Origin of the sequence: Sporosarcina sp. FSL K6-1540, from assembly GCF_038620285.1 — a bacterium.
GTDB lineage: Bacteria > Bacillota > Bacilli > Bacillales_A > Planococcaceae > Sporosarcina > Sporosarcina psychrophila.
Genome location: NZ_CP152018.1, coordinates 441,216 through 466,863, shown reverse-complemented (window position 1 = coordinate 466,863; position 25,648 = coordinate 441,216). Strand labels below are relative to the sequence as shown.

The following is a 25,648-nucleotide window of genomic DNA, read 5'->3' as shown; positions in this document are numbered from 1 at the left end:
GGCGAAAAAGTGTCAACAGGTTGAAAAGTGAGCCCGTTTCTTTTATGATTAAGAGCAGGTACTAATAATAGATGATAAAGAACGGGGGATGCGGAATGACTGCTGGATTTATCGGCATGGGTAAATACGTACCATCACACGTTTTGACGAACGCTGACCTTGAAAAGCGTTTGGATACATCGGATGAATGGATTCGTACAATGACAGGCATCGAAGAAAGACGCATCGCAGACGATTCAACGGATACGTCTCATATGGCATATAACGCTGCAGTGGAAGCGATCAACAACGCAGGGATCAAACCAGAAGAGATCGGACTTATTCTTGTAGCTACAGTCACACCTGATCGACCTTTTCCTTCAGTGTCGACAATGCTTCAACAACAGCTCGGCGCAACCAATGCGGCGGCTATGGACATTTCAGCGGCTTGTGCAGGGTTCATGTATGGCGTCGTAACGGCGAAACAGTTCGTCGAATCTGGCACATATGATTATGTACTAGTTGTCGGAGTTGAAAAATTATCTAAAATCACCAATTGGGAAGACCGCAATACCGCCATTCTTTTCGGAGATGGAGCGGGTGCAGCTATTATAGGAAAAGTAAGTGAAGGACGGGGAATCCTGTCATTCGAACTCGGTGCAGACGGTAGCGGTGGCAAACACCTTTATCAGGATGAAAAACTTGTTATGAATGGCCGTGAAGTATTCAAATTCGCAGTCCGTCAGATGGGCGAATCCGCAGAAAGCGTTATTAGAAAAGCGGGTCTAATGAAGGAAGACGTCGATTTCCTTATTCCGCACCAAGCGAATATACGAATTATGGAATCTTCTCGTGAACGACTAGGTTTACCAGTAGAAAAAATGTCCAAGACAATCCATAAATATGGCAATACATCTGCCGCGTCCATTCCAATTTCACTTGTCGATGATCTAGCTGAAGGCAGAGTGAAAGATGATGACGTTATTGTCATGGTTGGATTTGGCGGAGGTCTCACTTGGGGCGCAATATGCATTAAGTGGGGAAAATAAAAAAGTACACATGTTTTGTAGTGTATGAAAAGTGACAAGAAGCGTCAGTCTTTATAGAATAGAAGGGAAGTTTTCACATATGGGAATAAAACGTGTAGTAGTAACAGGTATAGGGGCAATTTCTCCAGTCGGGAATTCAGCGGAGGAGTCTTGGAAAGCGGTCTTGGAAGGGAAATCTGGAATCGGACCACTAACAAGACTTGACAGTGATAAGTTTCCTGTAAAAGTGGCAGCAGAAGTGAAAGATTTTGATATAGAACAATATATCTCTCGGAAAGACGCGCGTAAAATGGATCGATTCACGCATTACGCACTTGCGGCATCGATTATGGCAATGAAAGATGCAAATCTTGAACTTGAAGGAGATTTAGCTCTTCGCACGGGTGTCTGGATTGGTTCAGGCATCGGTGGTATGGAAACGCATGAGCAACAGTTTCTAACGTTCCAAGAGAAAGGCTATAGACGCGTTAGCCCGTTTTTCGTTCCAATGATGATTCCCGATATGGCAGCGGGCCAAGTATCGATTTATCACGGAGCAAAAGGCATTAACTCTTGTACCGTAACAGCTTGTGCATCAGGCACGAACTCGATAGGAGATGCATTTGAAGTTATTCGCCGCGGTGATGCTGACGTTATGATTACTGGCGGAGCAGAAGCGCCAATCACAACAATGGCAGTTGCTGGTTTTTGTGCGAATACAGCATTGTCGTTAAACCCCGACCCTGCAACCGCATCACGTCCATTTGATATAGAACGTGACGGTTTTGTAATTGGAGAAGGAGCTGGTATCTTAATCCTTGAAGAGTACGAGCATGCAATTGCACGCGGTGCGAAAATTTACGCTGAACTAACCGGCTATGGTGCAACAGGTGATGCGCACCATATTACGGCTCCAGCTCCTGGGGGCGAAGGTGGCGCACGCGCGATGCAACAGGCGATTGAGCAAAGTGGTATCAGTCCAGATAAAATCGATTATATTAATGCTCACGGAACGAGCACGCCATATAACGACCAATTCGAAACAATGGCAGCGAAAACAGTTTTCGGCGAGCACGCATATAAACTCACGATGAGCTCAACAAAATCAATGACAGGCCATTTGCTCGGCGCAGCAGGCGGACTGGAAGCAATCTTCACGGTGAAGGCATTGCAAGAAGGAATCCTGCCACCGACAATGAATTTTGTGAATCCAGATCCTGAGTGTGATCTCGACTATGTAACTGAAGGTGCGCGCAAAGCGGACATTACGTACGCTATGAGCAACTCACTCGGTTTCGGCGGACATAACGCATCACTCGTATTCAAAAAAGTATAAGTTTAAGTTAGCAGGACGTTCCAGTTTACTGGGGCGTCTTTTTGTTTATGTAGTTTTGGGCTTGTTCAGAAAGAATCGCGGCTTGCCCTGATAGTTTGGCGATTAGCCCTTACAGTATGGAAGTTTGCCCTCAGAGTTTAGTGATGCGCTCCCAGTTTCTTGGCTTGCCCTGACAGTTTGGCGATTTGTCCTTACAGTATGGAAGTTTGCCCTCAGATTTTCGCGATGCCATCCCAGTTTCTTGGATTGCCCTGACAGTTTGATGATTTGCCCTCACAGTGCGGAAGTTTGTACTCAGAGTTTTGCGATGCGCTCACAGTTTCGGGGATTGCCCTGACAGTTTGGTAATTAGCCCTCACAGTACCGAAGTTTGTCCTCAGAGTTCCGCAATGCGCCAACCCACCCCGACACATTCAAAGTACTATCTTTTCAAATTAAATGGCCCCCTTCGTCTAAAAGGGGGCCATGCTGTCATATAATCAAAGAAAATCAAAAGGACGATGCTAATGACACGCATATTTTTATTTCTAATTAGTTATGGGCTAATTGTTGTTACTGTTTCACAAATAATATTTTATTTTAATTACAGATCATTCGGTTACGACTGGTATCAAATCATTTATTTTATAATACATACGGCAGATTTTGCGTTATTCGTCGTAGCAACAATCATGATTATTCTTACCGTCTACGTCCGAGTCCCATCGCGACTTCCATCTTCCCGAGAGTGACAGCTGCAATCGCATTTGCTTTCACTGCGCCTTCATCCAAAATTTCATCTAGGACAGGCGAATCCAAAAGTTCGTAGTATCTCTCTTGGATAGGTGATAGATGGTTGATGACGGCTTCGGCTACGCCAGCTTTAAATGCGCCATATCCAAGTCCATCATATTTCACAACAAGATCTTCAATTGAAACATCACTTAACGCTGATTCAATTGTCAATAGATTCGATACACCTGGTTTATTTTCAACGTCGTATTTCACGATGCCTTCAGAATCTGTTACTGCGCTTTTAATCTTTTTCTCGATTTCTTTGGGTGTATCAAGTAGCGAGATAGTCCCTTTTTTATTAGGATCAGATTTACTCATTTTCTTTAACGGATCTTGGAGTGACTTAATGCGTGCACCATTCTTTGGAATTCTGACTTCTGGAATCGTCAAGATACCGCCGAACCTTTTATTGAACCGCTCTGCTAGATCACGCGTCAATTCAAGATGCTGCTTTTGGTCATCGCCAACCGGGACGATATTAGTGTTATATAGAAGGATGTCAGCAGCCATAAGTGGTGGATATGTCAGAAGCGCCGAAGAAACGCCCTCTTTCCCATCTGATTTATCTTTGAACTGCGTCATACGCTCAAGTTCACCGATATAAGCAATACATTGCATCATCCAGCCTGCTTGCGCGTGTGCAGGGACTTCTGATTGGATAAACAATACCGCTTTCTCTGGATCGATTCCACTTGCAATATAGATTGCAGCAAGAGAACGGATTGTTTTTGCCAATTCCACTGGATCTTGCTGAACTGTGATAGCATGCTGATCGACAATACAAAATAGGCATTGATAGTCGTTTTGTAACTCTGTAAATTGACGGAAGGCACCGATGTAGTTGCCAAGTGTTACTGTTCCTGTAGGCTGTACGCCTGAAAAAATGGTTTTCATTTTGAAAAACTCCTCCTGTTTGATGGATAAAATAAATTGTTAAGGCTACCTAATATGATGAAAAAGCTCCGATGGAAGACGGCTTAAGTTCACCACGATGGAAGGCAACCAAAGTTCGCCGATAACGGAAGGTAGTCTAAGAACGCGACGTCCTGTCGCACCGACTACATGATCAGCATCCTGCTGACCCCGGCAATGGTTGCACACCTACATGCTGTAGGCGCAAAAAAAAAATCAGCCGTCCCCGTAAAAAAAGGGACGACTGATGTTTGATCAACCGTGGTACCACCCGAATTGCCCGAAGGCCACTCTGATTCCCATAACGCGGGGGACGTGACGAGCTTCTTTAGGGCTAATTCAAAAAGTCCATATACTTTGAATTAGCTCAAAAGGTTCGCTTATCAAGCTCGGGATCCCATTCTTTCGGTTCAATCTACCTGTTTGCACCACCCACAGGCTCTCTGAAAGACTGATACTGAAATACTTTTTTCCGTCATTGCCATTCGCTCTAAATGTTTCTAATAATTATAAATCTTACACTGGGAAAATGCAATAGGCTTGCTCCTTAAATATAAAAAATAAGGAGCGCGATTCCCATCATAATAAGAATGAGTGTACCGCTTCCGAGCATTGGACTTACGTTTCCTGAAAAAACTTCTGAAGGCTTCCGCATCGCCATAACATCATCCATCCGACGTTTAGGTGTAACTACTTTTCTCATGCTAACGGTAAATACATCGAAAAATCCGGTTGAAAAAACGAAAGAGACCAGACCAAGAAATGTTAGTACGCCACCAACGATGAAAGATGCGTTTATATAAGAGAGTAAAGTGAGCTCTTTAAAATAGAGTAGAATAAGCAGAATAATTATTACATGTGCAATCAGAATATTCCTAACTATTTTCTTCATATTTCCACCCCGTTCCAAAGTAATAGTAAAGTATTGGTAAGAAAAAATCAATATAACAGAAGTATATCAATAAAAAATATGAATTAATTTATCGTTGTAAGCGTTGTCAATGCAGGCTTTGTCTATATAACGCTGTTCTATTACACTAGAAAATTTCAAAAAGGTATGTACAACTGTGAGAATCATTGTATAATATAAATGTACCTAGTTTTCAGACAATTTTGAGGAGGTCATCGATTTGAAAAACCACAAATTTATGTGGCTAATTAGTATCATGCTTGTACTTAGCGTGTTCTTAGCAGCGTGCGGCGACAAAGAAGAAGCAGGCACTACTGAACCGGTAAAAGACAAAGAAGAGGACAAAGGAACTACAGAAGAACCAGCTAATGAAGAAGTGGCGCAAGTTCTGAATCTGATTGAAACAGCAGAGATTCCTTCTATTGACTCATCAATTTCAGAAGATGCTGTAGGTTTCAACGTACTGAACAACATTATGGAAGGACTTTACCGTCTTGACCAAGACAGTCTTCCAGTACCTGCTATGGCAGATGGAGAACCTGAAATCAGTGAAGATGGATTGACATACACATTCAAAATCCGTGATGCACAATGGTCTGATGGAACACCTGTAACTGCGCATGACTTTGTATATGCTTGGCAGCGCGCAGTCGATCCGGATACTGGTTCACCTTACGGACCATATTTGATGGCAGGCATGATTAAAAACGCAACTGAAATCGGTGAAGGAACTGCAGAAATTGCAGATCTTGGAATTAAAGCAGAAGACGATAAAACACTTATCGTTGAACTTGAACGTCCAGTTGCTTACTTCCTATCACTTATGTCTTTCGGTACATTCTACCCACTTAACGAAGAATTCGTAACTGCTCAGGGTGATAAATATGCAACTAACTCTGAAGCAATGATCTATAACGGTCCATTCTCATTAGCTGATTGGGATGGTACTGGTAACTGGAAATATGTTAAAAATGACAAGTATTGGGATGCTGATACTGTAAAACTTGAAGAAATCATTGTTGACGTCGTTAAAGAAACTGCAACAGGTGTAAAATTATATGAACAAGGCAAGAAAGACCGTGTACTACTTTCTGCTGAATATGCAATGCAATTTGCTGATGATCCAAATATCATCAATGAACTTGAAACATCTGTATTCTACTTTAAACTAAATCAAGAACGTAACGGTAAAGCTACACCACTTGCAAATGCTGACATTCGTAAAGCATTCGCAAGAGCCTTCAACAAAGAAGAGTTAGCAGATGCAATACTTGCTAATGGTTCTATTGCTGCTAACTTCCTAGTTGCAGATGACTTTACTTTTGATGCGGATGGTAAAGATTTCCGTGATTACAGCGGTGAATTCTCTGCATATAACGTTGAAGAAGCACAAGAATATTGGAAAAAAGGTCTGGCAGCACTTGGAACAGACAAAGTGGAAATTGAAATTCTCGGTGGCGACACTGAAAACGCTAAAAAACAACAAGAATGGTTCAAATCGGAATTTGAAAGAAACCTTCCAGGTTTGACAATCAAGCTGAAAGAAGTTCCTTTTGCTGTTCGTCTTGAACTTGATGATACAAGTGATTATGATGTTCAATCAGCAGGATGGGGCCCTGACTTCCAGGATCCAATCTCGTTCATGGAATTGTTCGTAACGGGAAGTCCACAAAACAAAATGAATTACTCTAACCCAGAGTATGACAAGCTTATTGAATCTACAAAAACTACAATTGCAACTGATCCAGTAGCTCGTTTTGAAGCATTTGCAAAAGCTGAAAAAATTCTTCTTGAAGATGATGCAGGTCTTGTACCTCAGTATCAACGCGGAAGAATGGTTCTTATGAACCCTGCTGTAAAAGGTCTTGCTACACATCCATTCGGTGGCGACTATAGCTACAAATGGACGTATATGGAAGCTGCAGAAAAGTAAGAAGTATAACTTGTTAGCTTAAAATCTTATAGAAAAGAGAGTATATGGGCATTTATGACCATGTACTCTCTTTTTCACTGAGGTTAAACTAACTAAAAATTCGTTGTATTATTTGCTAGAATTAATAGTTTTTTAATTAAATTCATCTATGAAATATAGGAGGTGCGAAAATGGCAAAGTATATCACTAAACGTGTGATTTATATGTTCCTATCACTATTCTTGATAGCATCGTTTACATTTGTTCTAATGAAACTGCTTCCAGGGTCCCCGTTAGCTTCCGCAGCAAAATTATCCGTTGAGCAAAGGGAAGTCGTTTATGAGAAGTATGGATTGAACGATCCGATTCCCGTACAGTACGCCCGCTATATGGGGAACCTTGCAAAAGGTGACTTTGGTGTATCGTTTCAATATAAAAATGCAGATGTCACAACACTTATTGTGAAAAAACTGAAATACTCGGCGATTTTAGGATCTCAGGCACTTATTTTCGGGACCTTAATTGGAATTATTCTCGGAATGATTGCCGCGTTGAAACAAAATACAGTTTGGGATTATGGTAGTACCATTATCGCAATTCTCGGTATCTCCATACCGTCCTTTGTTTTTGCAGTATTGCTGCAATATGTCTTTGCAGTATGGCTTGGAGTGCTACCAGTTGGCCTGTGGGAAGGTTGGAAGTCCAGTATACTACCTTCAATCGCACTTGCGATGGGACCTATTGCTATCGCGGCAAGATTCATCCGAACAGAAATGATAGAAGTATTAAGCTCAGACTATATTTTGCTAGCAAAAGCGAAAGGCGCAAATTGGTTTGAAATCGCTTTCAAACACGCATTCCGTAATGCGCTTATTCCGCTAATCACAGTCCTTGGACCAGTTGCAGCAGGACTATTAACAGGATCACTTGTAGTTGAGCAGATTTTCGCAATCCCAGGTATAGGTGAACAGTTCGTTAAATCAATTAACTCGAACGACTTCGCTGTCATCATGGGTACAACAATGTTCTTCTCGGTATTCCTAATTGTGATTATATTAATAGTGGATATTCTTTATGGGGTCATTGATCCGCGTATCCGTTTGTCTGGAGGTTCCAAGTAATGACTACTAACATGAAGAAACTACCAAAAGATTCGTTTGAGCGGATTACAATCGATAGCTCGCATGCCGAAAAAATATCGAAACCGAGTTTGAGTTTCTGGCAGGATGCTTGGCTTCGGATCCGTAAAAACAAAGCGGCTATCGTCAGTATGTTCATTCTTGTGTTTATTGTATTTATGGCATTTGCAGGTCCTTTCATGGTTGAACATGATCCAGAGGATGTAAAAGTTGCGCATGCAAGCTTACCGCCTAAAATTCCAGGGCTTGAAAAATTAGGTATTTTTGATGGCGAAGGTAAACTGGGTTCTAAAACAGTTAATCTGTATGAGTTAAAGAAAGTAGAAGTTAACTACTGGTTCGGAACGGACAGCTTAGGACGCGATTTGTTTTCACGTCTCTGGAAAGGAACGCAAATCTCACTGTTAATCGCATTCGTAGCCGCTATCATTGATGTTGTGATAGGCGTCATCTACGGCGGAATTTCCGGTTATTACGGAGGTCGAACCGATGATGTCATGCAACGAATTGTCGAAGTGCTAATTGGAGTTCCGACACTGGTCATCGTTATTCTTATGATTATGATCATGGATCCGGGCATATTGTCCATTATCATAGCCATATCGATAACAGGATGGATTGGAATGTCCCGTATTGTACGCGGACAAGTTCTTAAATACAAAACACAGGAATTCGTCTTGGCAGCTAAAACCTTAGGTGCAAGCGATACACGAATTATCAGCAAGCACTTACTGCCGAATATCATGGCGATTATTGTCATAAATATGATGTTCACAATTCCTACAGCAATTTTCTTTGAGGCATTTTTAAGCTTTATAGGACTTGGCCTTCAAGCGCCGAATGCTTCTCTTGGAACACTTATTAATGATGGTTATAAATTCATTGAGTATCAGCCACATATTTTGTTCTTCCCGGCGGTTGTCATAAGTTTACTTATGATTGCGTTCAACTTAATTGGGGATGGACTACGTGATGCACTTGATCCGAAAATGAAAGATTAAAGGAGGAAAGTGAAATGGAGAAAATTGTTGAAGTGAAAAACCTGGAGCTTTCCTTCCATACATTTGCAGGAGAAGTGAAAGCGATTCAAGGGGTTAATTTTGAAGTATTTAAAGGGGAGACGCTCGCTATAGTTGGTGAGTCAGGTTCAGGTAAATCGGTAACGACGAAATCGATTATGCGGCTCCTTCCGAAGTCTAGTACCGAGTACAAAAATGGTGAGATTTTATTCGGAGGAAGAGACCTTCTGAAGATTTCTGAAAAAGAAATGCAAAAAGTAAGAGGAAAAGACATTTCGATGATTTTCCAAGATCCGATGACTTCACTTAATCCGACAATGACGATTGGTAACCAGATTATGGAGCCACTGCTAAAACACCAAAAACTTAGTAAAACCGAAGCTCGGAAAAAGTCTATTGAATTGTTGACTCTGGTTGGGATGCCTAAGCCAGAAATGCGATTGAAACAATACCCTCACCAATTTTCTGGTGGACAGCGTCAACGTATCGTCATTGCTGTTGCCTTGGCATGTAATCCAAAGCTTCTCATTGCGGATGAGCCGACGACAGCCTTGGATGTTACAATTCAAGCGCAAATCTTAGAATTGATGAAAGACTTGCAAAAGAAAATTGATACGGCAATCATTTTCATCACACATGATCTTGGAGTCGTAGCAAACGTTGCAGACCGTGTTGCGGTCATGTACGGCGGCCGAATCGTCGAGGTGGGAACGGTTGATGAAGTCTTTTATAATCCGCAGCATCCGTATACGTGGGGGCTTCTAAGTTCAATGCCGTCACTGGATACATCTGAAGAGAAACTATATGCGATTCCAGGCACGCCACCCGATTTGTTGGATCCTCCGAAAGGAGATGCATTTGCACTGCGTAGTGAGTATGCGATGAAGATTGATTTGGAACAAGTTCCGCCACTCTTTAAAGTAAGTGAAACACATTATGCGGCGACGTGGCTACTCCATCCGGATGCACCTCAAGTGGATCCGCCGGTAGCGGTCATAGAGCGAATGAAGAGATTCCCTGGTAGCCGGTATTATGAAGGCAATGCAGGAGGTGTTCGATAATGGCTGAAAAATTACTTGAAATCAAAAACTTGAAACAGTATTTCAATGTGGGAACAAAGAATGAAGTGCGTGCTGTTGACGATATAACATTCGACATCTATAAAGGCGAAACGCTTGGTATTGTTGGTGAATCTGGTTGCGGTAAATCAACAACCGGTCGTACAATCATCCGTCTTTACGATGCGACAGGCGGGGAAGTCATTTATGATGGCGTCGATGTCCATGCGAAAAAATCGAAAAAAGAACTAAAAGCGTTCAACCGGAAAATGCAGATGATTTTCCAAGATCCATATGCATCATTAAATCCGCGTATGAAAGTGCTTGATATCATCGCTGAAGGCCTCGATATTCATGGTCTTGTTAAGAATACGAAAGAACGTACTGCACGTGTTCATGAGCTCCTTGAGACGGTAGGATTGAACCGTGAGCATGCTAATCGTTATCCGCATGAATTCTCTGGTGGTCAACGTCAGCGTCTTGGAATTGCACGTGCGCTTGCTGTAGAACCAGAATTCATTATCGCAGATGAACCGATTTCAGCTTTGGACGTATCTATTCAAGCGCAAGTCGTCAACTTGTTGAAAGAGCTTCAAGAAGAAAGAGGACTGACATATCTATTCATCGCACATGACTTGTCGATGGTGAAATATATCTCAGATCGAATTGGTGTTATGCATTTCGGTAAACTTGTCGAAATTGGACCAGCCGAAACGATCTATACGGCGCCTTTACATCCTTATACGCAATCGCTATTATCTGCGATTCCGTTGCCAGATCCAGCTTATGAGCGTAGCCGTGTACGAAAAAGCTACGATTCAACATCACATAAGTATCTTCAGGATGAAGAAGTAATCATGCGTGAAGTGACACCAGGGCATTTTGTCCTTTGCTCACAGCGCGAATTCGATTCTTTTGCAAAGTAAGTTTAAATAGAAGCAACTGGGCTGGTTTTCGATAAGAGAACCAGTCCTTTTGCGTGTTTGAATATAGATAATAGTAAGTATGCGGTGAAATTCATGGATTCAGGTAATAGGAATTCCCTAAATGTTAATTACAAACCAAAATAGATAAAGAATTTCAGTGGTGAGCCTTATGTTTCTGAATTTTTTTAAATTAATATGAAACCTTTGCCCGTATTTAGACGTACTATATAATGTAGACACTAAATTATTTTCAATTAGCAGCTACCCAAATGAGAAAGTTTTTTATTTGACAAAGCAGATGTTTAATTAATTCTTGCATCGGGTATAACAGTAGAGAGAACATGCACATACTGATGAAAGTCGCTTATGTTGCGGAACTGTGACAATAGTGTATGGGATAGCGAATAATTTTTAAAAAGTGTATTCATCGGTAATGAAAATGTGTATAATAGGGATTAGAAGCAGACAGTTTAAAATAATTCTAATCTAAACGTAAAAATATAAATCAAAACATTCGAGCCGACTGAAAGGGAGTGTCAGCATATGATGGTCACATTATTTACTTCACCTAGCTGTACATCATGCAGAAAAGCGAAAGCATGGTTAGAGGAACACGAGATTCCGTATACTGAACGTAACATTTTTTCGGAACCATTGAATATTGATGAAATAAAAGAAATACTTCGTATGACTGAAGATGGAACAGATGAAATTATTTCAACTCGTTCGAAAATATTCCAAAAATTAAACGTTGATGTGGAAAGCCTTCCATTACAACGCCTATATGAATTAATCCAAGAACATCCGGGTCTTTTAAGAAGACCAATTATTCTTGATGAGAAAAGACTTCAAGTGGGATACAATGAAGATGAAATTCGTCGATTCCTACCTAGAAAAGTAAGAGCCTATCAGCTGCTTGAAGCGCGGCGCATGGTAAACTAATCCGTAAAATAGTGTGAAGCTGATAGGGGTTGACATTGCAAAATGCCGTACACCTATCGGCTTTTTGTGTTTCTCTTGCTTTCCGGGTGGATGTTCTCTACAATGCTATTACTATCAAAATTATACGTCCTAAGGCGGAACCCTTTCAAAACGTAGAGGACGGTCATATAGTAAGTATAAGCATTGCAGGATTTTTTCACACATCGAAGGGAACCGGACAAATCCTGTTCCATAGGAAGGGAGAGAAAAGGGATGGAAATAGAGCGTATTAATGAAAATACAGTTAAGTTTTTTCTTTCATATATTGATATCGAAGAGCGTGGCTTCACTCGTGAGGAAGTTTGGTATAATCGCGACAAGAGCGAGGAACTCTTCTGGGAGATGATGGACGAAGTCAGTGACGAGTCTGAGTTTGAAGTCGAGGGGCCATTATGGATTCAAGTACATGCGATGAGCGGCGGCATTGAAGTGACGGTCACACGTGCGCAAATGTCTGAGGATGGTGAACCACTTGAATCACCATTCACTAACGATGATCCAAGAAAACTGTTCCAGCATGGCAAAATGTATGACGACGATGATGATGATGATGATACTATGCCAGGTATAGGGGATGCAGCATTTGAATGGCTTGACAATATGTTTGTCTTTAGCGAATTTGATGATCTTATTCCTCTAGCAGGGAAGATGAAAGATTATGAAGTGAAGACATCTCTATATTCATTTGAAAATAACTTTTATTTACACTTGTTATATGACGATGAAATTATGGATGATTCTCGCAAGACAGATCTGTTTAGCGTACTTTCAGAATTCGGTCAACCGTCAAACATGACGATTCATCGAATTGAAGAGTACGGCAAACTTATCATGGACTCAGATGTTTTCGTGACAATAGAGCGATACTTTGGGGCAAAATAAAGGACAGTAGAAACAGCTATCTTAAATGGTAGCTGTTTTTTTACTTGCTTTAGTATCTGAATATTTGTATTATTAATGCAGGGAGGAGCTGAATATTATTCTCACAGCAAAAACAGAGGAAGGAAAACTTGTTGTTCTTACACCGGAATTAGAAAGAGAACGGTTGCGCAAATGGCGAAAGTTGCGATCATTCTTTTGCCCACAATGTAATTTTCCGGTTCAGTTGAAAGTTGGAGATATTATCATCCCACATTTCGCACATTTGAAGGATTCTACCTGTCTTACTTTATTCTCTGAAGGTGAATCTTACAGCCATCTTCAAGGTAAGCAACAATTGTATGCTTTTTTTCAAAAACATGCCGAGCTTGTCGAACTTGAACCATTTTTAAGAATGTTATCTCAAAGACCTGATATCCTGATAACGACACAATCTGAATCGATAGCCGTAGAATTCCAGTGCAGTACGATTCCCATTACTGACGTAGAGGCTAGATCCGCAGGTTATCGTAGTATAGATATGAAACCCATCTGGATTTTGCATACCCCAGCAAAATTTAGTTCATTACCTGTAGGTGTCGGTACATTCGATTTTTCAAGATTCCACGAAAGCTTCTTGACACATACATCCCCTGAAGGCTATTTCTTACTCACATATAACCCCCAAACGGAACGATTCCATTATTTTACGAGTCTTATTCATGTCGCAGGTAAGCGCTATATTGGTATCCATCGTACTTTGCCATTATCGATGCAGATATTTCCATTTGCTCGGCCAAAAACCCCGACAGAGCAAGAAATTTACCGTTATGTAACCCTTTATTTATCCATACGCAATCAATTTATTCAATCCCGTATTTTATTGAATAAAAGGGGGGTGAACAATCCTTTTCTAAGAATGTGCTATGAACTGCGAGTGATGCCAACGAATCTTCCAAAATGGATTGGATTACCCGTCCTTTTCAGTGAGTCATTCCGCGAGCATGACTGTGAATGGCAATTAGCATTCCTTTATTATTTGAGAAGAAAGGGGATTAGTGTTAGAACTATATCCCGCAGTCAGGTTAGAAAATATGTCTCTCTGTTAGAAGAGCCATCGGAAGCAAAGGGAAAAGCGTGCATAGCATACCGCGATTTCCTTATTTCCGCGACTGTAGATTCTTGTCAAAACAGAACAGTTATTGACGAAGAAAAAATAATTCAACTAATTTCAGAAAGATTGCTTGCAAAGCGTTATGAAAATTGAGAAAATAGGATTGATTCGTTTCCCGAAGTAATGGGAGAAGGGGGATAAGTGACGATGGCTGAAACTAAGAACAAAGTATTAACTCGTGGTGAAGTAAAGGTAGAGGAGACTTGGCGTCTCGAAGACATATTTGCAACTGATGAAGCATGGGAAAAAGAATTCGCTGAAGTTGAGGAATTCTCCGGTAAAGCAGATTCTTACAAAGGGACACTTTCGGGTGGTGGAGATGCGCTTTACACTGCATTGACATACCGTGACACCCTCTCTGAAAGACTGCGCAGGCTTTACACGTATGCGCATTTGAAGACTGACCAGGATACGACAAACAGCTTCTATCAGGCGATGGATAGCCGTGTGAAATCACTTTACGTGAAAGTAGCAACTGCATTATCATTCTTCTTGCCAGAGCTTCTGGCTATTGATGAAACAGAATTGAACAAGCTGGTTACTGAGCATGAGGGACTAGCTCTTTATAAACAAGAATTCGAAGAAGTTAACACGCAGCGGCCACATGTGCTGCCTGCTGAACAAGAAGCTTTGCTTGCACAACTATCAGAAGTCACGGGCAATTCTTCAGAAACATTCAGTATGTTGAACAATGCTGATTTAACTTTCCCAATGGTGAAAGATGAAAAAGGTGAAGAAGTAGAATTATCACATGGCCGTTATGTAGGTTTTTTGGAAAGTGATGATCCGCGTGTTCGCGAGGATGCGTTCAAAGCAATGTATTCGAAATACAGCGAATTCCAAAATACTTTCGCATCCACGCTTTCAGGTAATGTAAAAGGCGATAACGTTAATGCACGTATCCGCAATTATTCATCTGCGCGCGAGGCTGCAATGTCAAATAATCATATCCCTGAACAGGTTTATGAAAATCTTGTTTCAACAATCAATAAAAACGTCCACTTGCTACAGCGCTATGTCGCGCTCCGTAAAAAAGTGTTCGGATTGGAAGAACTTCATATGTGGGATATGTATGCACCGCTTGTGAAAGATGCAGGCATGGAAGTTCCATATGACGAAGCTAAACAAACGATGCTTGATAGTTTCCACCCACTAGGTGAAGAGTATGTATCGATCGTAAAAGAGGGTCTTGAGAATCGTTGGGTAGACGTCCGTGAAAACAAAGGGAAGCGTTCAGGAGCTTATTCTTCAGGCGCCTATGGAACAAATCCATATGTCTTAATGAACTGGCAAGATAACGTCAGTAACTTGTTCACACTCGCGCATGAATTCGGCCATAGTGTTCATAGTTATTATTCACGGAAAAGCCAGCCATTCGTCTATAGCGGTTATTCCATTTTCGTAGCTGAAGTCGCGTCAACTGTGAATGAGGCTATTTTGAATGATCATCTTTTGAAAACGATTGATGATGAACAGAAACGAATTTATTTGCTGAATTATTGGCTTGACGGCTTCCGTGGTACTGTTTTCCGTCAAACCATGTTTGCTGAGTTCGAACACCTTATTCATCAGCTTGATCAGCAAGGTGTCGCGCTGACTGCTGAAAAATTGACAGAAGAGTACTATGCACTCAATAAGAAATATTTCGGTGAAGATCTAGTCGTCGACGAGGAAATAGGCTTGGAATGGGCAAGAATTCCACATTTCTACTATAACTATTATGTTTATCAGTATGCAACAGGTTATAGTGCAGCAGTCGCACTAAGCAATCAAATCTTGACAGAAGGAGAGCCGGCAGTTGAACGCTATGTGAATAACTTCTTGAAAGCCGGTTCTTCCGATTACCCAATCGAAGTACTGAAAAAAGCAGGCGTCGACATGACTAGTGCCGCTCCAATCGAAGAAGCATGCCGCGTCTTCGAAGAAAAACTGAACGAACTTGAATCACTTCTTTTGAAAAAATAAATTAAATTGACCTAGCAAAAAGCCTTATCCGCCATATTTCTGGTCGAGATAGGGCTTTTTCTTCTATACATATTACTATATAAATATAAAGTAAGGCGTATTGGTGAAATCATCATTGTGACAGTCATGTGAAAATCATTGTGAATTCTTGATGCTACTATTATTTTGTGATAAGGTAAGGATGTGAAATAAATCACATACCAAACATACACCCCTTTTGTTTGAACGTGAACATTTCTCCCATTCCCTTTGAATAAGAGCATTCCCTCCCCCCCAGGAGCGAATGCTCTTTTCTTTTGGTTTAACGGGGGAAAGCTGTGTGACGATTGTCATGGAAAAGTGCGGAACTGTCATGGCAAGTTGCGAAACTGTAAGGGGAAGCGAGTGAACTGTGATGACAATGCGTGAAACTGTGAGTGCATCCGCCGACTGTCATGGCAAGTTGCGAAACTGTAAGGGGAAGCGTGCGAACTGTGATGGCAATGCGTGAAACTGTGAGTGCATCCGCCGACTGTCATGGCAAGTTGCGAAACTGTAAGGGGAAGCGTGCGAACTGTGATGGCACCGCGTGAAACTGTGAGTGCATCGGAAACTGTCATGACAAGTTGCGGAACTGTGAGGGGAAGCGAGTGAACTGTGATGGCAATGTGTGAAACTGTGAGGGCACCGTAAAACTGTCATGGCAAGTTGCAGAATTGTGAGGGAAAGTGTGTGAACTGTGATGGCAATGCGTGAAACTGTGAGTGCAATTCGTAACTACCATTTCCAATGAGATAAAGGAAAGGTTGACAATAAGGCTATTGTCATATCTTCAACTATTCTGTATAATTAAATAGAATTATCAGATTAGTTGAAGGGGAGTGGAATCAAATACGCATTATTATTAATAGGAGTCAACCTGATTTGCTAGAGGGAATACCTCGTCTGATAGCCCGGTTACACCCTGACCATCGGAAATTACAGTTCTTAAAGGACTCTCTTTACCGAATAAGTGCTGGATATTCAGGTGAGTGTAATGTGGATACGTATATCGAGCGCACTCAAATAACCCATTTGACAAAGATATTTACCGATGTACATTTGCGAATTTCCCCGACATTCACATTTCAGATTGATACTTTGATTATTACGGAGCGCTATGTCTTAATTGTTGAAGTGAAAAATCTCAAAGATACAGTCCGTTTTGTGCAAAATCCCCCACATCTTGAGCAAATCTTTGAAACAGGTACAGAAGCAATCCTCGACTGCCCGATTCATCAAATTGAATCAAATAAATCGAATCTTGATGAATGGTTCCGTCAGCGTGGAATACATTTGAAGACATCTGGATTACTTGTTCTGGCTAACCAGAAGACAAAGGTGAAAGATGCACCTTCCGACTTTCCTATTATTTATAAGAAGCAAATCCCTTTCTATCTACAAAAACTACAGCCAGCTGAGACAATTCTTTCAACTGCACAAATACATGATTTAGCAAGAGAAATTCATGCTGAAAAGCAACACTTCAATCCATTTCCGTTATGTGCATACTATAATATCAATCACAGGGAGTTAAAGACAGGTTTGTTGTGCCGATATTGCAATAGGCAACTTCAGCGAGAAAATCGTGAGAAGTGGTCTTGTGAGCTTTGTGGGAAGAATACTGTTAACCCTTACAGCGATGGAATTAAAGATTGGTTCATGCTTGTTAAAAATTCAATTACAAACGAGGAATGCCGGAGTTTTTTAAAATTAAAAGGATCAAATGCAGCTCGTTACATTTTATCAAAATCGGGTCTTGTGAAAAAAGGAAGGTCCAAGGCGACGTTTTATATTTCGAGCAATAGAAAACAGAGATAATTCTGTGTTGGGTAGAGCCTTTCATAATAAGAAAGGCTCTTTTAATTGGAGTTTTAGGAAACTGTCATGGCAAGTTGCGAAACTGTAAGGGGAAGCGAGAGAACTGTGATGGCAACGCATGAAACTGTGAGTGCACCGGACAACTGTGATGGCAAGTTACAAAACTGTAAGGGGAAGTGTGTGAACTGTGATGGCAACGCGTGAAACTGTGAGTGCACCGGACAACTGTGATGGCAAGTTACAAAACTGTAAGGGGAAGTGTGCGAACTGTGATGGCAACGCATGAAACTGTGAGTGAACCGTAAAACTGTCATGGCAAGTTGTGGAACAGTAAGGGGAAACGTGCAAACTGTCATGGTAAAACGCACAAAACTGTAAGTGCAAACTACTGAACTATCATGGCTACATATACAACCCAAACCCCCTCAACAAAAAAAGCCACCTCACTCCCCGGAATCTCCAGGCAATGAAGTAGCTCACTTAATTCATATCATTTTTTTACGCCATAATGTCATGTCCTGGAAATGAATCCGTTCGACATGCTGTTGGAGAAGGCGTTTCTTGAGTTCGCGTTCTGCAGATTTTTCCGTGATGTTGTAGATACTAGCAATCTCTGTTGTGGAGAGTGTATCGAACCGTTGGAACAAATCCTCAAGTGGAGGGGGGATGTCCGGCAGAATCGGCCCGCCGACCAACTCTTCTAAAATTTGTTCGTAGACATCGTAGTCGTATAAGCCACTTACTTTTAATCCTTCATCTTCAATGTTTTCATTGAAAAAGACGAAAGTAGGTGCTTTGTCGACTTCCATTTCTTTGGCCATGTACAAATCGACTTGTAAAGAGCGCAAGACGTTTTTTGAAGAAAAGTCTCGGATAAATTCGTCGACATCAAGATTTAACTTTTTTGCGATTTCGACGAGTACGGAAAAAGACGATACATTCCTTGACTTCAAAAATGAATATTCAAGCATTTTTGATAAATATCGAAAACCGGCACGTTTGCCTTGAAACTCTGCAGTTTTAACAGCAATACTTGGGAAAGCTGGATGTGTTTTTTCACAAGCCAGCTCATCCTCATCTTTATGCAGACATTGAAGATTCATTTTAGGCAATGATGTGCGTAATGCAATGCGCAGTGTGAAATAGCGATCATATTCAACTTGTAATTTTCGGAGTAAAGGCGGGAGCGACGAACAATCTCCGCATAAAGGATCGATGAAAACATATAGCTCGATTGGCCTTATGCATGCGGAAGTACTGATTGGGTTCTCCAGTAATGTTTGTCGATTCACGTTTTCTCCTCCCCAGCCCTGTTCACCATATGATTGGCGGTCAAGACGAGGCGCTTATAATAGATATCACGTATATTTCCTTCAAGTTCGACTTCGTCCATTGCTTCTGCCATGCACGCTAGCCATGCTTCCGCTTGAACTGGTGTAATTGGGAATGGCATATGACGAGCTTTCATCATCGGATGACCATGTTCTTCAGTATATAAATTGGGACCACCTAAATATTGTGTTTGAAATTGTTTTTGTTTGCGTACTGTTTCTGTCAGGTCATCTGGGAAAATCGGATATAGGTCCGGGTGTACGGCCACTTTAGCGTAAAACAGGTCGATGAGTTCCGACAACTTTGTAGCACCGATCTCCTCATAAGGGATCAAAGGTTTTCGCATCATTATGTCAATCTCCTTTGCTCTGACTGTATTGATATTCTATCAACCCTGCACTCTTTTCACAAATAAAGCGCTCCGTTTATGAAACAGTAGGTTAGATTATCAATCTTATGCATTGAAATAGCCGAGCACTTTTTTTACGTATTGCTGTGTCTCTTTGAATGGGGGAATCCCATCATGTTTTTTTACGTTTCCGGGACCTGCATTATAAGCAGCAAGGGCAAGCTCGATATTACCGCCAAACTGATTAAGCATTTGTCTTAAGTATTTGGCTCCGCCCATCACGTTCTGGACAGGGTCGAAACTATCTTTTACGCCTAGGAACTTTGCCGTTCCGGGCATTAGCTGCATAAGGCCTTGTGCACCCGCGTGGCTGACAACACCGTTGTTGAAGTTCGATTCTTGTTTGATAACGGCAGAAATCAGTTTATCGGGCAAGTTATATTTGTTTGCAGCTTGGCTAATAATATCGCGATAGCTGTCATCCCCAATGGATGTATTTTTCATGGGAACAGTTGAACTTTGTTGCGCCGTGGAAAGGATAGCGCTGAGAGAAGAAGGTTCAAACACACCATTTTTTCCGTCATAGCGCAAGCTTTCTATATTATTGAGGCTTCCGAGTAGTGTAGATGAAACGGAAGATAAGGAATCCGTTATGGATGTGCCGCCTAACATCTCCTCTAATAGTGTGTTAAAGAGGGATGGGGATGTGTTATTTTGTTCAGTTTGTGTCTGAACAGCTCCGAGAGACTGGAGTGTATTTATTTCCATTAATGTACGAATTGTGTGCGTATCCATCATGATCTGTCCCTTCTGACGTTAAGCTGTTCGCTCGCGAAATAATAACTTAACATTAGTATACCAATTTATGTGGGGAAACGCATTTTCTAGACTGCAAGGCCGCGCAGCATATGATAGAATAAACGTAATGACGCATGAAGGGAAGAAGAAATTGTGAACATTAAAAATCGAATTGATAGTGGACTTCGAAATGATGAACAAATCCTCTTTTTAGCAGCAGAACAAGCAGGAAAGCCTCAAGGTATACCAGCTGGAAAGATGATAACAGATTCAGACAACTTGTCGTTTGTTTATCTTTTAGAAGTAGAAGCAGGGTACGAGCATCTTCATTTAACACAGGCTGTATGGCCACTTATGGTCGATGTATTGACGACGAATTTAGATCCGGTGCTTTCGTGGAAGGATGAAATAATTCCGCTTCCTGGATTCAAAGATGAACTGACAATGCTTATTTTTAATATTGAGGGTAATGATAATTACGGGGAAGCATTCTCCTCGGCAGTCGAGCAAGCATTCAGCTCGATACTTCAACATATGGAATAACAGCTGGGAGGGGTCCGGATGAGGCAGTGGAATCAATTTCTTGAACCTTATAAACAAGCAGTAGATGAACTGAAAGTGAAATTGAAGGGCTTGCGAGCTCAGTATGAATTGGAAGACGTACATACGCCCGTTGAATTCGTGACGGGCAGGGTGAAGCCGCTCGCGAGTATCTATGACAAAACACTTGAAAAAGGGATTCCATTCGAACCATCGGCAGAACTTGCCGCTGAACTGCCTGATATTGCGGGCCTTCGTCTGATGTGCCAGTTTGTCGATGATATTAGTACTGTTGTAGAAACGTTACGACAGCGGAATGACCTCGAAGTGATTGAAGAGCGCGACTATATCGCACATAATAAACCAAGTGGATACAGGTCTTATCACTTAATTATCAAATACCCTGTTCAGACGATTCATGGGGAGCAGACGATTTTTGCCGAGATTCAAATCCGTACGTTAGCAATGAATTTCTGGGCGTCGATTGAACACTCATTGAATTATAAATACGAAGGCGAAATGCCGGATGAAATTAGGCATCGACTAGAACGAGCAGCGGAAGCAGCCTTCCAGCTAGATGAAGAAATGTCGCAGATTCGTAATGAAATTCAGGATGCGCAACAATATTTCAGTGCATTCAAAGAAACAGCGACAAGACGCTATGGAGAGGCGAACGGGAAAGGAGGAGGGAAAATATGAAATTTGCAATACAGACACGAAACGATGCATTGTCGAACAAACTTATGGATGAAGCAAAGGAATATTTGACAGATTTCGGGCTTTTTTTCGATGAAGAAGAACCGGACATCGTTTTGTCAATTGGAGGAGATGGTACTTTACTCCACGCTTTTCATAAGTATAAGTACCGATTGAAAGATACAGCGTTTGTCGGAATTCATACAGGCCATCTAGGGTTTTACGCAGACTGGAAGCCGGCTGAAATTGAAAAGCTTGTTATTTCTATTGCTCGTAAAGAATTCGAAGTTTTCGAATACCCACTTCTTGATGTGAAGATTAACTACCGAAACGATAAGGATAGCGCATTGTACCTTGCACTGAATGAGTCGACGGTGAAATCTCCTGATGTGACGCTCGTCATGGATGTTGAACTGAATGGCAACCATTTTGAACGTTTTCGTGGCGACGGGTTATGTATGTCAACGCCTTCTGGGTCTACTGCATACAATAAGGCATTGGGCGGAGCAATTATTCATCCTTCTCTACCGTCCATGCAATTGACAGAAATGGCATCTATTAACAATCGGGTGTTCCGTACAGTTGGCGCACCACTAGTGCTACCCGCGCATCATAAATGTGCACTAACACCTGTAAAAGGACCAGATTTCATGGTAACAGTCGACCATTTGCAACTTCTACATAAAGATGTGAAGTCGATTGAATATCAAGTTTCAAAGGAAAAAGTACGTTTCGGAAGGTTCAGGCCGTTTCCATTTTGGAGACGTGTGCATGATTCATTCATTGACAGCGATGTCTAAGGGGGATGAGCTGGATCGCAGGTTTCGCCTCGTATTTCAGGTGGATGAAGGCGGTATACTGCTACGCGAATTCTTGCACGCAAAAGGGATATCTAAAAGAACGTTAACTGCGACTAAATATGATGGCGGAGATATCCGCGTGAATGGCTTTGAACGCAATGTGCGACATCCGTTGCAGTCAGGTGATGAAGTACTTATTATTTTTCCATCAGAAGAGCCAAGCCCAGGTTTACTTCCAGAAATAGGTGATTTAACAATTGTCTATGAAGACGAAGCGCTAATTATTGTCGATAAGCCAGCAGGGCAAAGTACTATCCCGTCGCGAGATCACCCCAATGGAACGATGGCGAATGCCGTTGCCGGAAAGTTTGCTAAGGAAAGACTTCCAGCCACAGTACATGTCGTCACGCGTCTTGACAAGGATACATCGGGTCTAATTTGTATTGCAAAAAACCGGCATATTCATCATCTGCTTAGTGAACAGATGACAAATTCCGGTTTTCATCGACAGTATATCGCCCTGGTTGAAGGACATGTTGAAAGGGACCAATTCAGCATTGTACAACCAATTGGTAGAAAAGATGGTAGCATTATTGAACGAATTGTGCGTGAAGATGGCCAATTCGCTCGGACAGATGTAGAAGTACTGGGTCGTTCGGACATAAAAGGTCAACAGTTAACAAAAATTGCACTAACCCTTTATACGGGCAGGACGCATCAAATACGTGTCCATATGAGGTGGGCAGGCCATCCGCTACATGGTGATGATTTATATGGCGGCTCCCATGGGGTGATTGGTCGGCAGGCTTTACACTGTGCGATGATTGGGTTTTTGCATCCACTTACAAGTGAAAAAGTTGAGTTTAGATGCGATATTCCGTTAGATATAAAGCGTCTAACCAACACTGATATCAAACAAACACAGTAAATTTCTCTGGCACAAATGGTTGTAAAGAAGGAACTGATACAATTTCCATTTCGGGATAGCGTAGGGCTGTAAGTTTACCGCCGAATACGCAACCTGTATCAACATTCGCAGAGTTATTTACAAAGCGTACTTCCTTTACAGGCGTATGACCATAGACTATGAAGGGAGTACCTTTGTAGTGCTTAGCCCAATCACGTCTAAGAGGTCTACCATCGGGTAACTTTTGGCCTGTGATATCTCCATAGAGAACGAATACCCGTATTTTTTCCGAATAGGGTGCACCAATCATTTCTTCACGGATGCCTGCGTGTGCAATGATAAGATTACCTTCATTAAGGGTATGGTATAACGGTAGAGCTTCGTAAAATTGACGGTATCTAGTCAAGAAGTGTTTACGCGCATCACTTGATAATGCATCGAGTTCAGCTACTGTTGTTTCAAGACCATGTGTGGGTTGAACCTGGTTACCCTTGGAGAAGCGATACAACTTATTGCAATGATTTCCCGGGGAATAATAAAGTGTATGCTCATCTTGGATTTTGAAAAGAAGATTCAACATTTTAATCGACTGAGGCCCTCTATCCATCGTATCTCCGACAAATACCAGACTTCTGCCATCGGGATGTAGGGGGATACCTGTAATCATCTCGTATCCTAATTTGTCAATCAAATGCATGAATTCATCATAACAACCGTGAATATCACCGACAATATCGTACTTCATATTTTCATCACCCTTTTTCACAATATGTATTCGTATATAATACCCTTATTCACTTTATTAATCCACGATAGAAGTAGAAAGGAAGGTGTAGCTGTGAACATAAAAGAAGAGCATAAAGAAGAAATTATTTTCGATGAAGAGAAGTTGAAAGAGACACTTATCCAGCACAACATTAAATCTTTCCGAAATGAGTACCTACGCCTTCATCCGTATGACAGAGCGATATTTTACGAGAAAATCGAACCGGAACTCCGGGAAATCATCTATCAATACTTATCACCAAAAGAACTTGCGGAAATATTTGAGACGAGTGAAATTAGCGACGATGAATACAAACAGTTCCTTCAGGAGATGGACACGACGTATGCGGCAGACATGATTTCGTTCATGTTTGTCGATAACGCGGTAGATGTCCTGAATGAACTCGACAAATCACAAGTTGTCAGCTATTTGACGCTAATGAATAAAGAAGCCGCTGCTGAGATCAAAGCATTACTTCATTATGAAGAATATACGGCCGGGTCGATCATGACAACGGAATTTGTTACAATTCCACAGAATTCGACAGTCCGTTCTGCGATGACAATTTTGCGCAATGAAGCACCGAAGGCAGAAACAATTTATTATATATTTGTCGTTGACGATAATAATCGCCTGACAGGTGTTATATCGCTACGCGATTTGATCATTGCACATGAAGATACACTGATTAGTTCTATAATGAGTGAACGAGTCGTAAGTGTTCTCGTTTCAGAAGATCAGGAAGATGTTGCCAAGATGATCAAGGACTATAATTTCCTTGCCGTCCCGGTTGTCGACTTCCAACAGCATATACTTGGGATTATTACAGTCGATGATATTATCGATGTACTCGATGAAGAAGCATCAGATGACTACTCCAAACTTGCTGGGGTTTCCAATATGGATACATTCGATAAAAACTCATTCTCAGCTATGAAAAAAAGACTTCCATGGTTGCTTATTTTATTAGTACTCGGAATGCTTACTGCTAATTTAATAGACTTATTTACAGAAACAATTTCGAAAGTGGCACTTCTAGCTGCATTCATTCCTCTTATTGCGGGTACTGCAGGGAATAGTGGAACGCAAGCACTTGCTGTCGCAGTGCGCGGTATTGCGACAGGAGATGTTGAGGACGAAAGTAAATTCAAGCTACTTATCCGTGAAGCAGGAACAGGATTGATGACAGGTTTTATCTGTGCACTATTTGTAGTTGGTCTAATTTACGTGTGGAAGAATGAATTCGTAATTGGTCTATTAGTAGGTGCTGCCATTTTTGTCTCAATTTTTGTCGCAACGATTTCAGGATCATTCATCCCATTGCTTATGCATAAGTTGAAAATCGACCCTGCAGTTGCGTCCGGTCCTTTCATCACAACATTAAATGATGTTATTAGCGTTATTATTTATCTTGGTCTTGCAACGGTTTTCATCAGTGATCTTTAGATCACTGGTGAAAACCTTTTTTATTTGGGTGGATGTCTAGACTCCAGGCGCCAGCCCCATGGGTCATAAGACGGTTTGCTGTAGAGGCTCTGTAGTACGCATCCTCGTGCCTGCAAGGATACAGGTAAGTAGTCGCTGCGACAGGACGTCGCGAATTTAGACTACCTTCCTTTTCATCTACGCCTGTCGGGGCTAATCAGCGTC

Annotated in this window: 23 protein-coding genes and 1 other annotated feature; of the genes, 17 read left to right on the top strand and 6 right to left on the bottom strand. The window is 41.5% G+C overall.

The features are described 5' to 3' along the window. Window positions 1-95 precede the first annotated feature (95 nt). Window positions 96-1,028, top strand: coding sequence for a beta-ketoacyl-ACP synthase III (locus tag MKY15_RS02215; RefSeq protein ID WP_067211895.1), 933 nt, complete (start codon window positions 96-98; stop codon window positions 1,026-1,028). Window positions 1,029-1,107: 79 nt separating this feature from the next. Next, a complete protein-coding gene (gene fabF, locus MKY15_RS02210) occupies window positions 1,108-2,343 on the top strand; it encodes a beta-ketoacyl-ACP synthase II (protein ID WP_342538835.1) in 1,236 nt (411 codons plus the stop codon). A gap of 681 nt (window positions 2,344-3,024) precedes the next feature. On the opposite strand, the gene trpS is transcribed toward fabF, so the two are convergent. Together trpS and MKY15_RS02200 are read right to left on the bottom strand one after the other, a co-directional pair. Further along, a complete protein-coding gene (trpS, locus tag MKY15_RS02205; RefSeq protein WP_187045527.1) occupies window positions 3,025-4,011 on the bottom strand; it encodes a tryptophan--tRNA ligase in 987 nt (328 codons plus the stop codon). Window positions 4,012-4,262: 251 nt separating this feature from the next. Next, window positions 4,263-4,517 (bottom strand) — a binding site (T-box leader). Window positions 4,518-4,576: 59 nt separating this feature from the next. Then, window positions 4,577-4,921 (bottom strand): DUF3899 domain-containing protein, encoded by a 345-nt coding sequence (locus MKY15_RS02200; protein ID WP_067211888.1) that lies wholly within the window; start codon window positions 4,919-4,921, stop codon window positions 4,577-4,579. Window positions 4,922-5,159: 238 nt separating this feature from the next. On the opposite strand from MKY15_RS02200, the gene MKY15_RS02195 reads away from it, so the two are divergent. The 10 genes from MKY15_RS02195 (at window position 5,160) to MKY15_RS02150 (ending at window position 17,810) form a co-directional block, all read left to right on the top strand. Continuing rightward, a complete protein-coding gene (locus MKY15_RS02195; protein WP_067211885.1) occupies window positions 5,160-6,872 on the top strand; it encodes a peptide ABC transporter substrate-binding protein in 1,713 nt (570 codons plus the stop codon). Window positions 6,873-7,042: 170 nt separating this feature from the next. Beyond that, the gene (opp3b, locus tag MKY15_RS02190) at window positions 7,043-7,972 is read left to right on the top strand and encodes an oligopeptide ABC transporter permease (protein WP_067211883.1); all 930 of its coding nucleotides are present in this window, start codon (window positions 7,043-7,045) and stop codon (window positions 7,970-7,972) included. Next, window positions 7,972-8,991 carry an oligopeptide ABC transporter permease gene (gene opp3C, locus MKY15_RS02185; protein WP_067211880.1) on the top strand — a complete coding sequence of 340 codons (1,020 nt, stop codon included), beginning with the start codon at window positions 7,972-7,974 and terminating at the stop codon, window positions 8,989-8,991. Before opp3b ends, opp3C begins: the two co-directional genes overlap by 1 nt. Window positions 8,992-9,005: 14 nt before the next feature. Then, window positions 9,006-10,070 carry an ABC transporter ATP-binding protein gene (locus MKY15_RS02180; RefSeq protein WP_067211878.1) on the top strand — a complete coding sequence of 355 codons (1,065 nt, stop codon included), beginning with the start codon at window positions 9,006-9,008 and terminating at the stop codon, window positions 10,068-10,070. Beyond that, the gene (locus tag MKY15_RS02175; protein ID WP_067211875.1) at window positions 10,070-10,993 is read left to right on the top strand and encodes an ATP-binding cassette domain-containing protein; all 924 of its coding nucleotides are present in this window, start codon (window positions 10,070-10,072) and stop codon (window positions 10,991-10,993) included. Before MKY15_RS02180 ends, MKY15_RS02175 begins: the two co-directional genes overlap by 1 nt. 546 nt (window positions 10,994-11,539) lie before the next feature. Next, the gene (gene spxA / locus MKY15_RS02170; protein WP_186669618.1) at window positions 11,540-11,935 is read left to right on the top strand and encodes a transcriptional regulator SpxA; all 396 of its coding nucleotides are present in this window, start codon (window positions 11,540-11,542) and stop codon (window positions 11,933-11,935) included. A 252-nt stretch (window positions 11,936-12,187) separates the two neighbouring features. Further along, complete coding sequence (mecA, locus tag MKY15_RS02165; RefSeq protein ID WP_067211867.1) at window positions 12,188-12,856, top strand: adaptor protein MecA; 669 nt, start codon at window positions 12,188-12,190, stop codon at window positions 12,854-12,856. A gap of 88 nt (window positions 12,857-12,944) precedes the next feature. After that, a complete protein-coding gene (locus tag MKY15_RS02160; RefSeq protein ID WP_342539693.1) occupies window positions 12,945-14,099 on the top strand; it encodes a competence protein CoiA family protein in 1,155 nt (384 codons plus the stop codon). Window positions 14,100-14,153: 54 nt separating this feature from the next. Beyond that, window positions 14,154-15,971 (top strand): oligoendopeptidase F, encoded by a 1,818-nt coding sequence (pepF, locus tag MKY15_RS02155; protein ID WP_187045525.1) that lies wholly within the window; start codon window positions 14,154-14,156, stop codon window positions 15,969-15,971. Between the two features lie 1,017 nt (window positions 15,972-16,988). After that, window positions 16,989-17,810 carry a nuclease-related domain-containing protein gene (locus MKY15_RS02150; protein WP_342538834.1) on the top strand — a complete coding sequence of 274 codons (822 nt, stop codon included), beginning with the start codon at window positions 16,989-16,991 and terminating at the stop codon, window positions 17,808-17,810. A gap of 485 nt (window positions 17,811-18,295) precedes the next feature. On the opposite strand, the gene MKY15_RS02145 is transcribed toward MKY15_RS02150, so the two are convergent. The 3 genes from MKY15_RS02145 to MKY15_RS02135 all read right to left on the bottom strand — a co-directional run bounded on the left by MKY15_RS02145 (window position 18,296) and on the right by MKY15_RS02135 (window position 20,289). Next, complete coding sequence (locus tag MKY15_RS02145) at window positions 18,296-19,102, bottom strand: DsbA family protein (RefSeq protein WP_338655632.1); 807 nt, start codon at window positions 19,100-19,102, stop codon at window positions 18,296-18,298. Continuing rightward, entirely contained in the window at window positions 19,099-19,491 is a 393-nt protein-coding gene (locus MKY15_RS02140) for a globin (protein ID WP_067211850.1), read from the bottom strand. Before MKY15_RS02140 ends, MKY15_RS02145 begins: the two co-directional genes overlap by 4 nt. 105 nt (window positions 19,492-19,596) lie before the next feature. Beyond that, window positions 19,597-20,289 (bottom strand): lytic transglycosylase domain-containing protein, encoded by a 693-nt coding sequence (locus MKY15_RS02135; protein WP_067211849.1) that lies wholly within the window; start codon window positions 20,287-20,289, stop codon window positions 19,597-19,599. Between the two features lie 153 nt (window positions 20,290-20,442). On the opposite strand from MKY15_RS02135, the gene MKY15_RS02130 reads away from it, so the two are divergent. From MKY15_RS02130 to MKY15_RS02115, 4 genes are read left to right on the top strand one after another with little or no spacing between them, the layout of a single operon-like run. Beyond that, window positions 20,443-20,832 (top strand): hypothetical protein, encoded by a 390-nt coding sequence (locus MKY15_RS02130; RefSeq protein ID WP_342538833.1) that lies wholly within the window; start codon window positions 20,443-20,445, stop codon window positions 20,830-20,832. An 18-nt stretch (window positions 20,833-20,850) separates the two neighbouring features. Then, entirely contained in the window at window positions 20,851-21,528 is a 678-nt protein-coding gene (locus MKY15_RS02125; protein WP_338655637.1) for a GTP pyrophosphokinase family protein, read from the top strand. Further along, window positions 21,525-22,325, top strand: a complete 801-nt coding sequence (locus MKY15_RS02120; protein ID WP_067211841.1) for an NAD kinase — start codon at window positions 21,525-21,527, stop codon at window positions 22,323-22,325. The genes MKY15_RS02125 and MKY15_RS02120 overlap by 4 nt, the downstream gene beginning before the upstream one ends. Further along, entirely contained in the window at window positions 22,297-23,253 is a 957-nt protein-coding gene (locus MKY15_RS02115; protein ID WP_342538832.1) for an RluA family pseudouridine synthase, read from the top strand. Before MKY15_RS02120 ends, MKY15_RS02115 begins: the two co-directional genes overlap by 29 nt. Here the strand turns inward: MKY15_RS02115 and prpE are convergent. Then, window positions 23,237-23,977: a bis(5'-nucleosyl)-tetraphosphatase PrpE gene (gene prpE / locus MKY15_RS02110; RefSeq protein WP_338656793.1), complete on the bottom strand. Its 741-nt coding sequence runs from the start codon at window positions 23,975-23,977 to the stop codon at window positions 23,237-23,239. The two genes, MKY15_RS02115 and prpE, sit on opposite strands and share 17 nt — an antisense overlap. 93 nt (window positions 23,978-24,070) lie before the next feature. Between prpE and mgtE the strand changes: the two genes are divergently transcribed. After that, the gene (gene mgtE, locus MKY15_RS02105) at window positions 24,071-25,444 is read left to right on the top strand and encodes a magnesium transporter (RefSeq protein ID WP_231885702.1); all 1,374 of its coding nucleotides are present in this window, start codon (window positions 24,071-24,073) and stop codon (window positions 25,442-25,444) included. The last annotated feature ends 204 nt before the right edge of the window (window positions 25,445-25,648 follow it).

Coding starts and splice junctions, on each gene's coding strand:
- MKY15_RS02200 (WP_067211888.1), bottom strand. CDS start 4,921: ATGAAGAAAATAGTTAGGAATATTCTGATTGCACATGTAATAATTATT.
- MKY15_RS02140 (WP_067211850.1), bottom strand. CDS start 19,491: ATGATGCGAAAACCTTTGATCCCTTATGAGGAGATCGGTGCTACAAAG.
- opp3C (WP_067211880.1), top strand. CDS start 7,972: ATGACTACTAACATGAAGAAACTACCAAAAGATTCGTTTGAGCGGATT.
- MKY15_RS02115 (WP_342538832.1), top strand. CDS start 22,297: ATGATTCATTCATTGACAGCGATGTCTAAGGGGGATGAGCTGGATCGC.
- fabF (WP_342538835.1), top strand. CDS start 1,108: ATGGGAATAAAACGTGTAGTAGTAACAGGTATAGGGGCAATTTCTCCA.
- opp3b (WP_067211883.1), top strand. CDS start 7,043: ATGGCAAAGTATATCACTAAACGTGTGATTTATATGTTCCTATCACTA.
- MKY15_RS02120 (WP_067211841.1), top strand. CDS start 21,525: ATGAAATTTGCAATACAGACACGAAACGATGCATTGTCGAACAAACTT.
- pepF (WP_187045525.1), top strand. CDS start 14,154: ATGGCTGAAACTAAGAACAAAGTATTAACTCGTGGTGAAGTAAAGGTA.
- prpE (WP_338656793.1), bottom strand. CDS start 23,977: ATGAAGTACGATATTGTCGGTGATATTCACGGTTGTTATGATGAATTC.
- MKY15_RS02215 (WP_067211895.1), top strand. CDS start 96: ATGACTGCTGGATTTATCGGCATGGGTAAATACGTACCATCACACGTT.
- MKY15_RS02180 (WP_067211878.1), top strand. CDS start 9,006: ATGGAGAAAATTGTTGAAGTGAAAAACCTGGAGCTTTCCTTCCATACA.
- trpS (WP_187045527.1), bottom strand. CDS start 4,011: ATGAAAACCATTTTTTCAGGCGTACAGCCTACAGGAACAGTAACACTT.
- spxA (WP_186669618.1), top strand. CDS start 11,540: ATGGTCACATTATTTACTTCACCTAGCTGTACATCATGCAGAAAAGCG.
- MKY15_RS02135 (WP_067211849.1), bottom strand. CDS start 20,289: ATGATGGATACGCACACAATTCGTACATTAATGGAAATAAATACACTC.
- mecA (WP_067211867.1), top strand. CDS start 12,188: ATGGAAATAGAGCGTATTAATGAAAATACAGTTAAGTTTTTTCTTTCA.
- MKY15_RS02125 (WP_338655637.1), top strand. CDS start 20,851: ATGAGGCAGTGGAATCAATTTCTTGAACCTTATAAACAAGCAGTAGAT.
- MKY15_RS02175 (WP_067211875.1), top strand. CDS start 10,070: ATGGCTGAAAAATTACTTGAAATCAAAAACTTGAAACAGTATTTCAAT.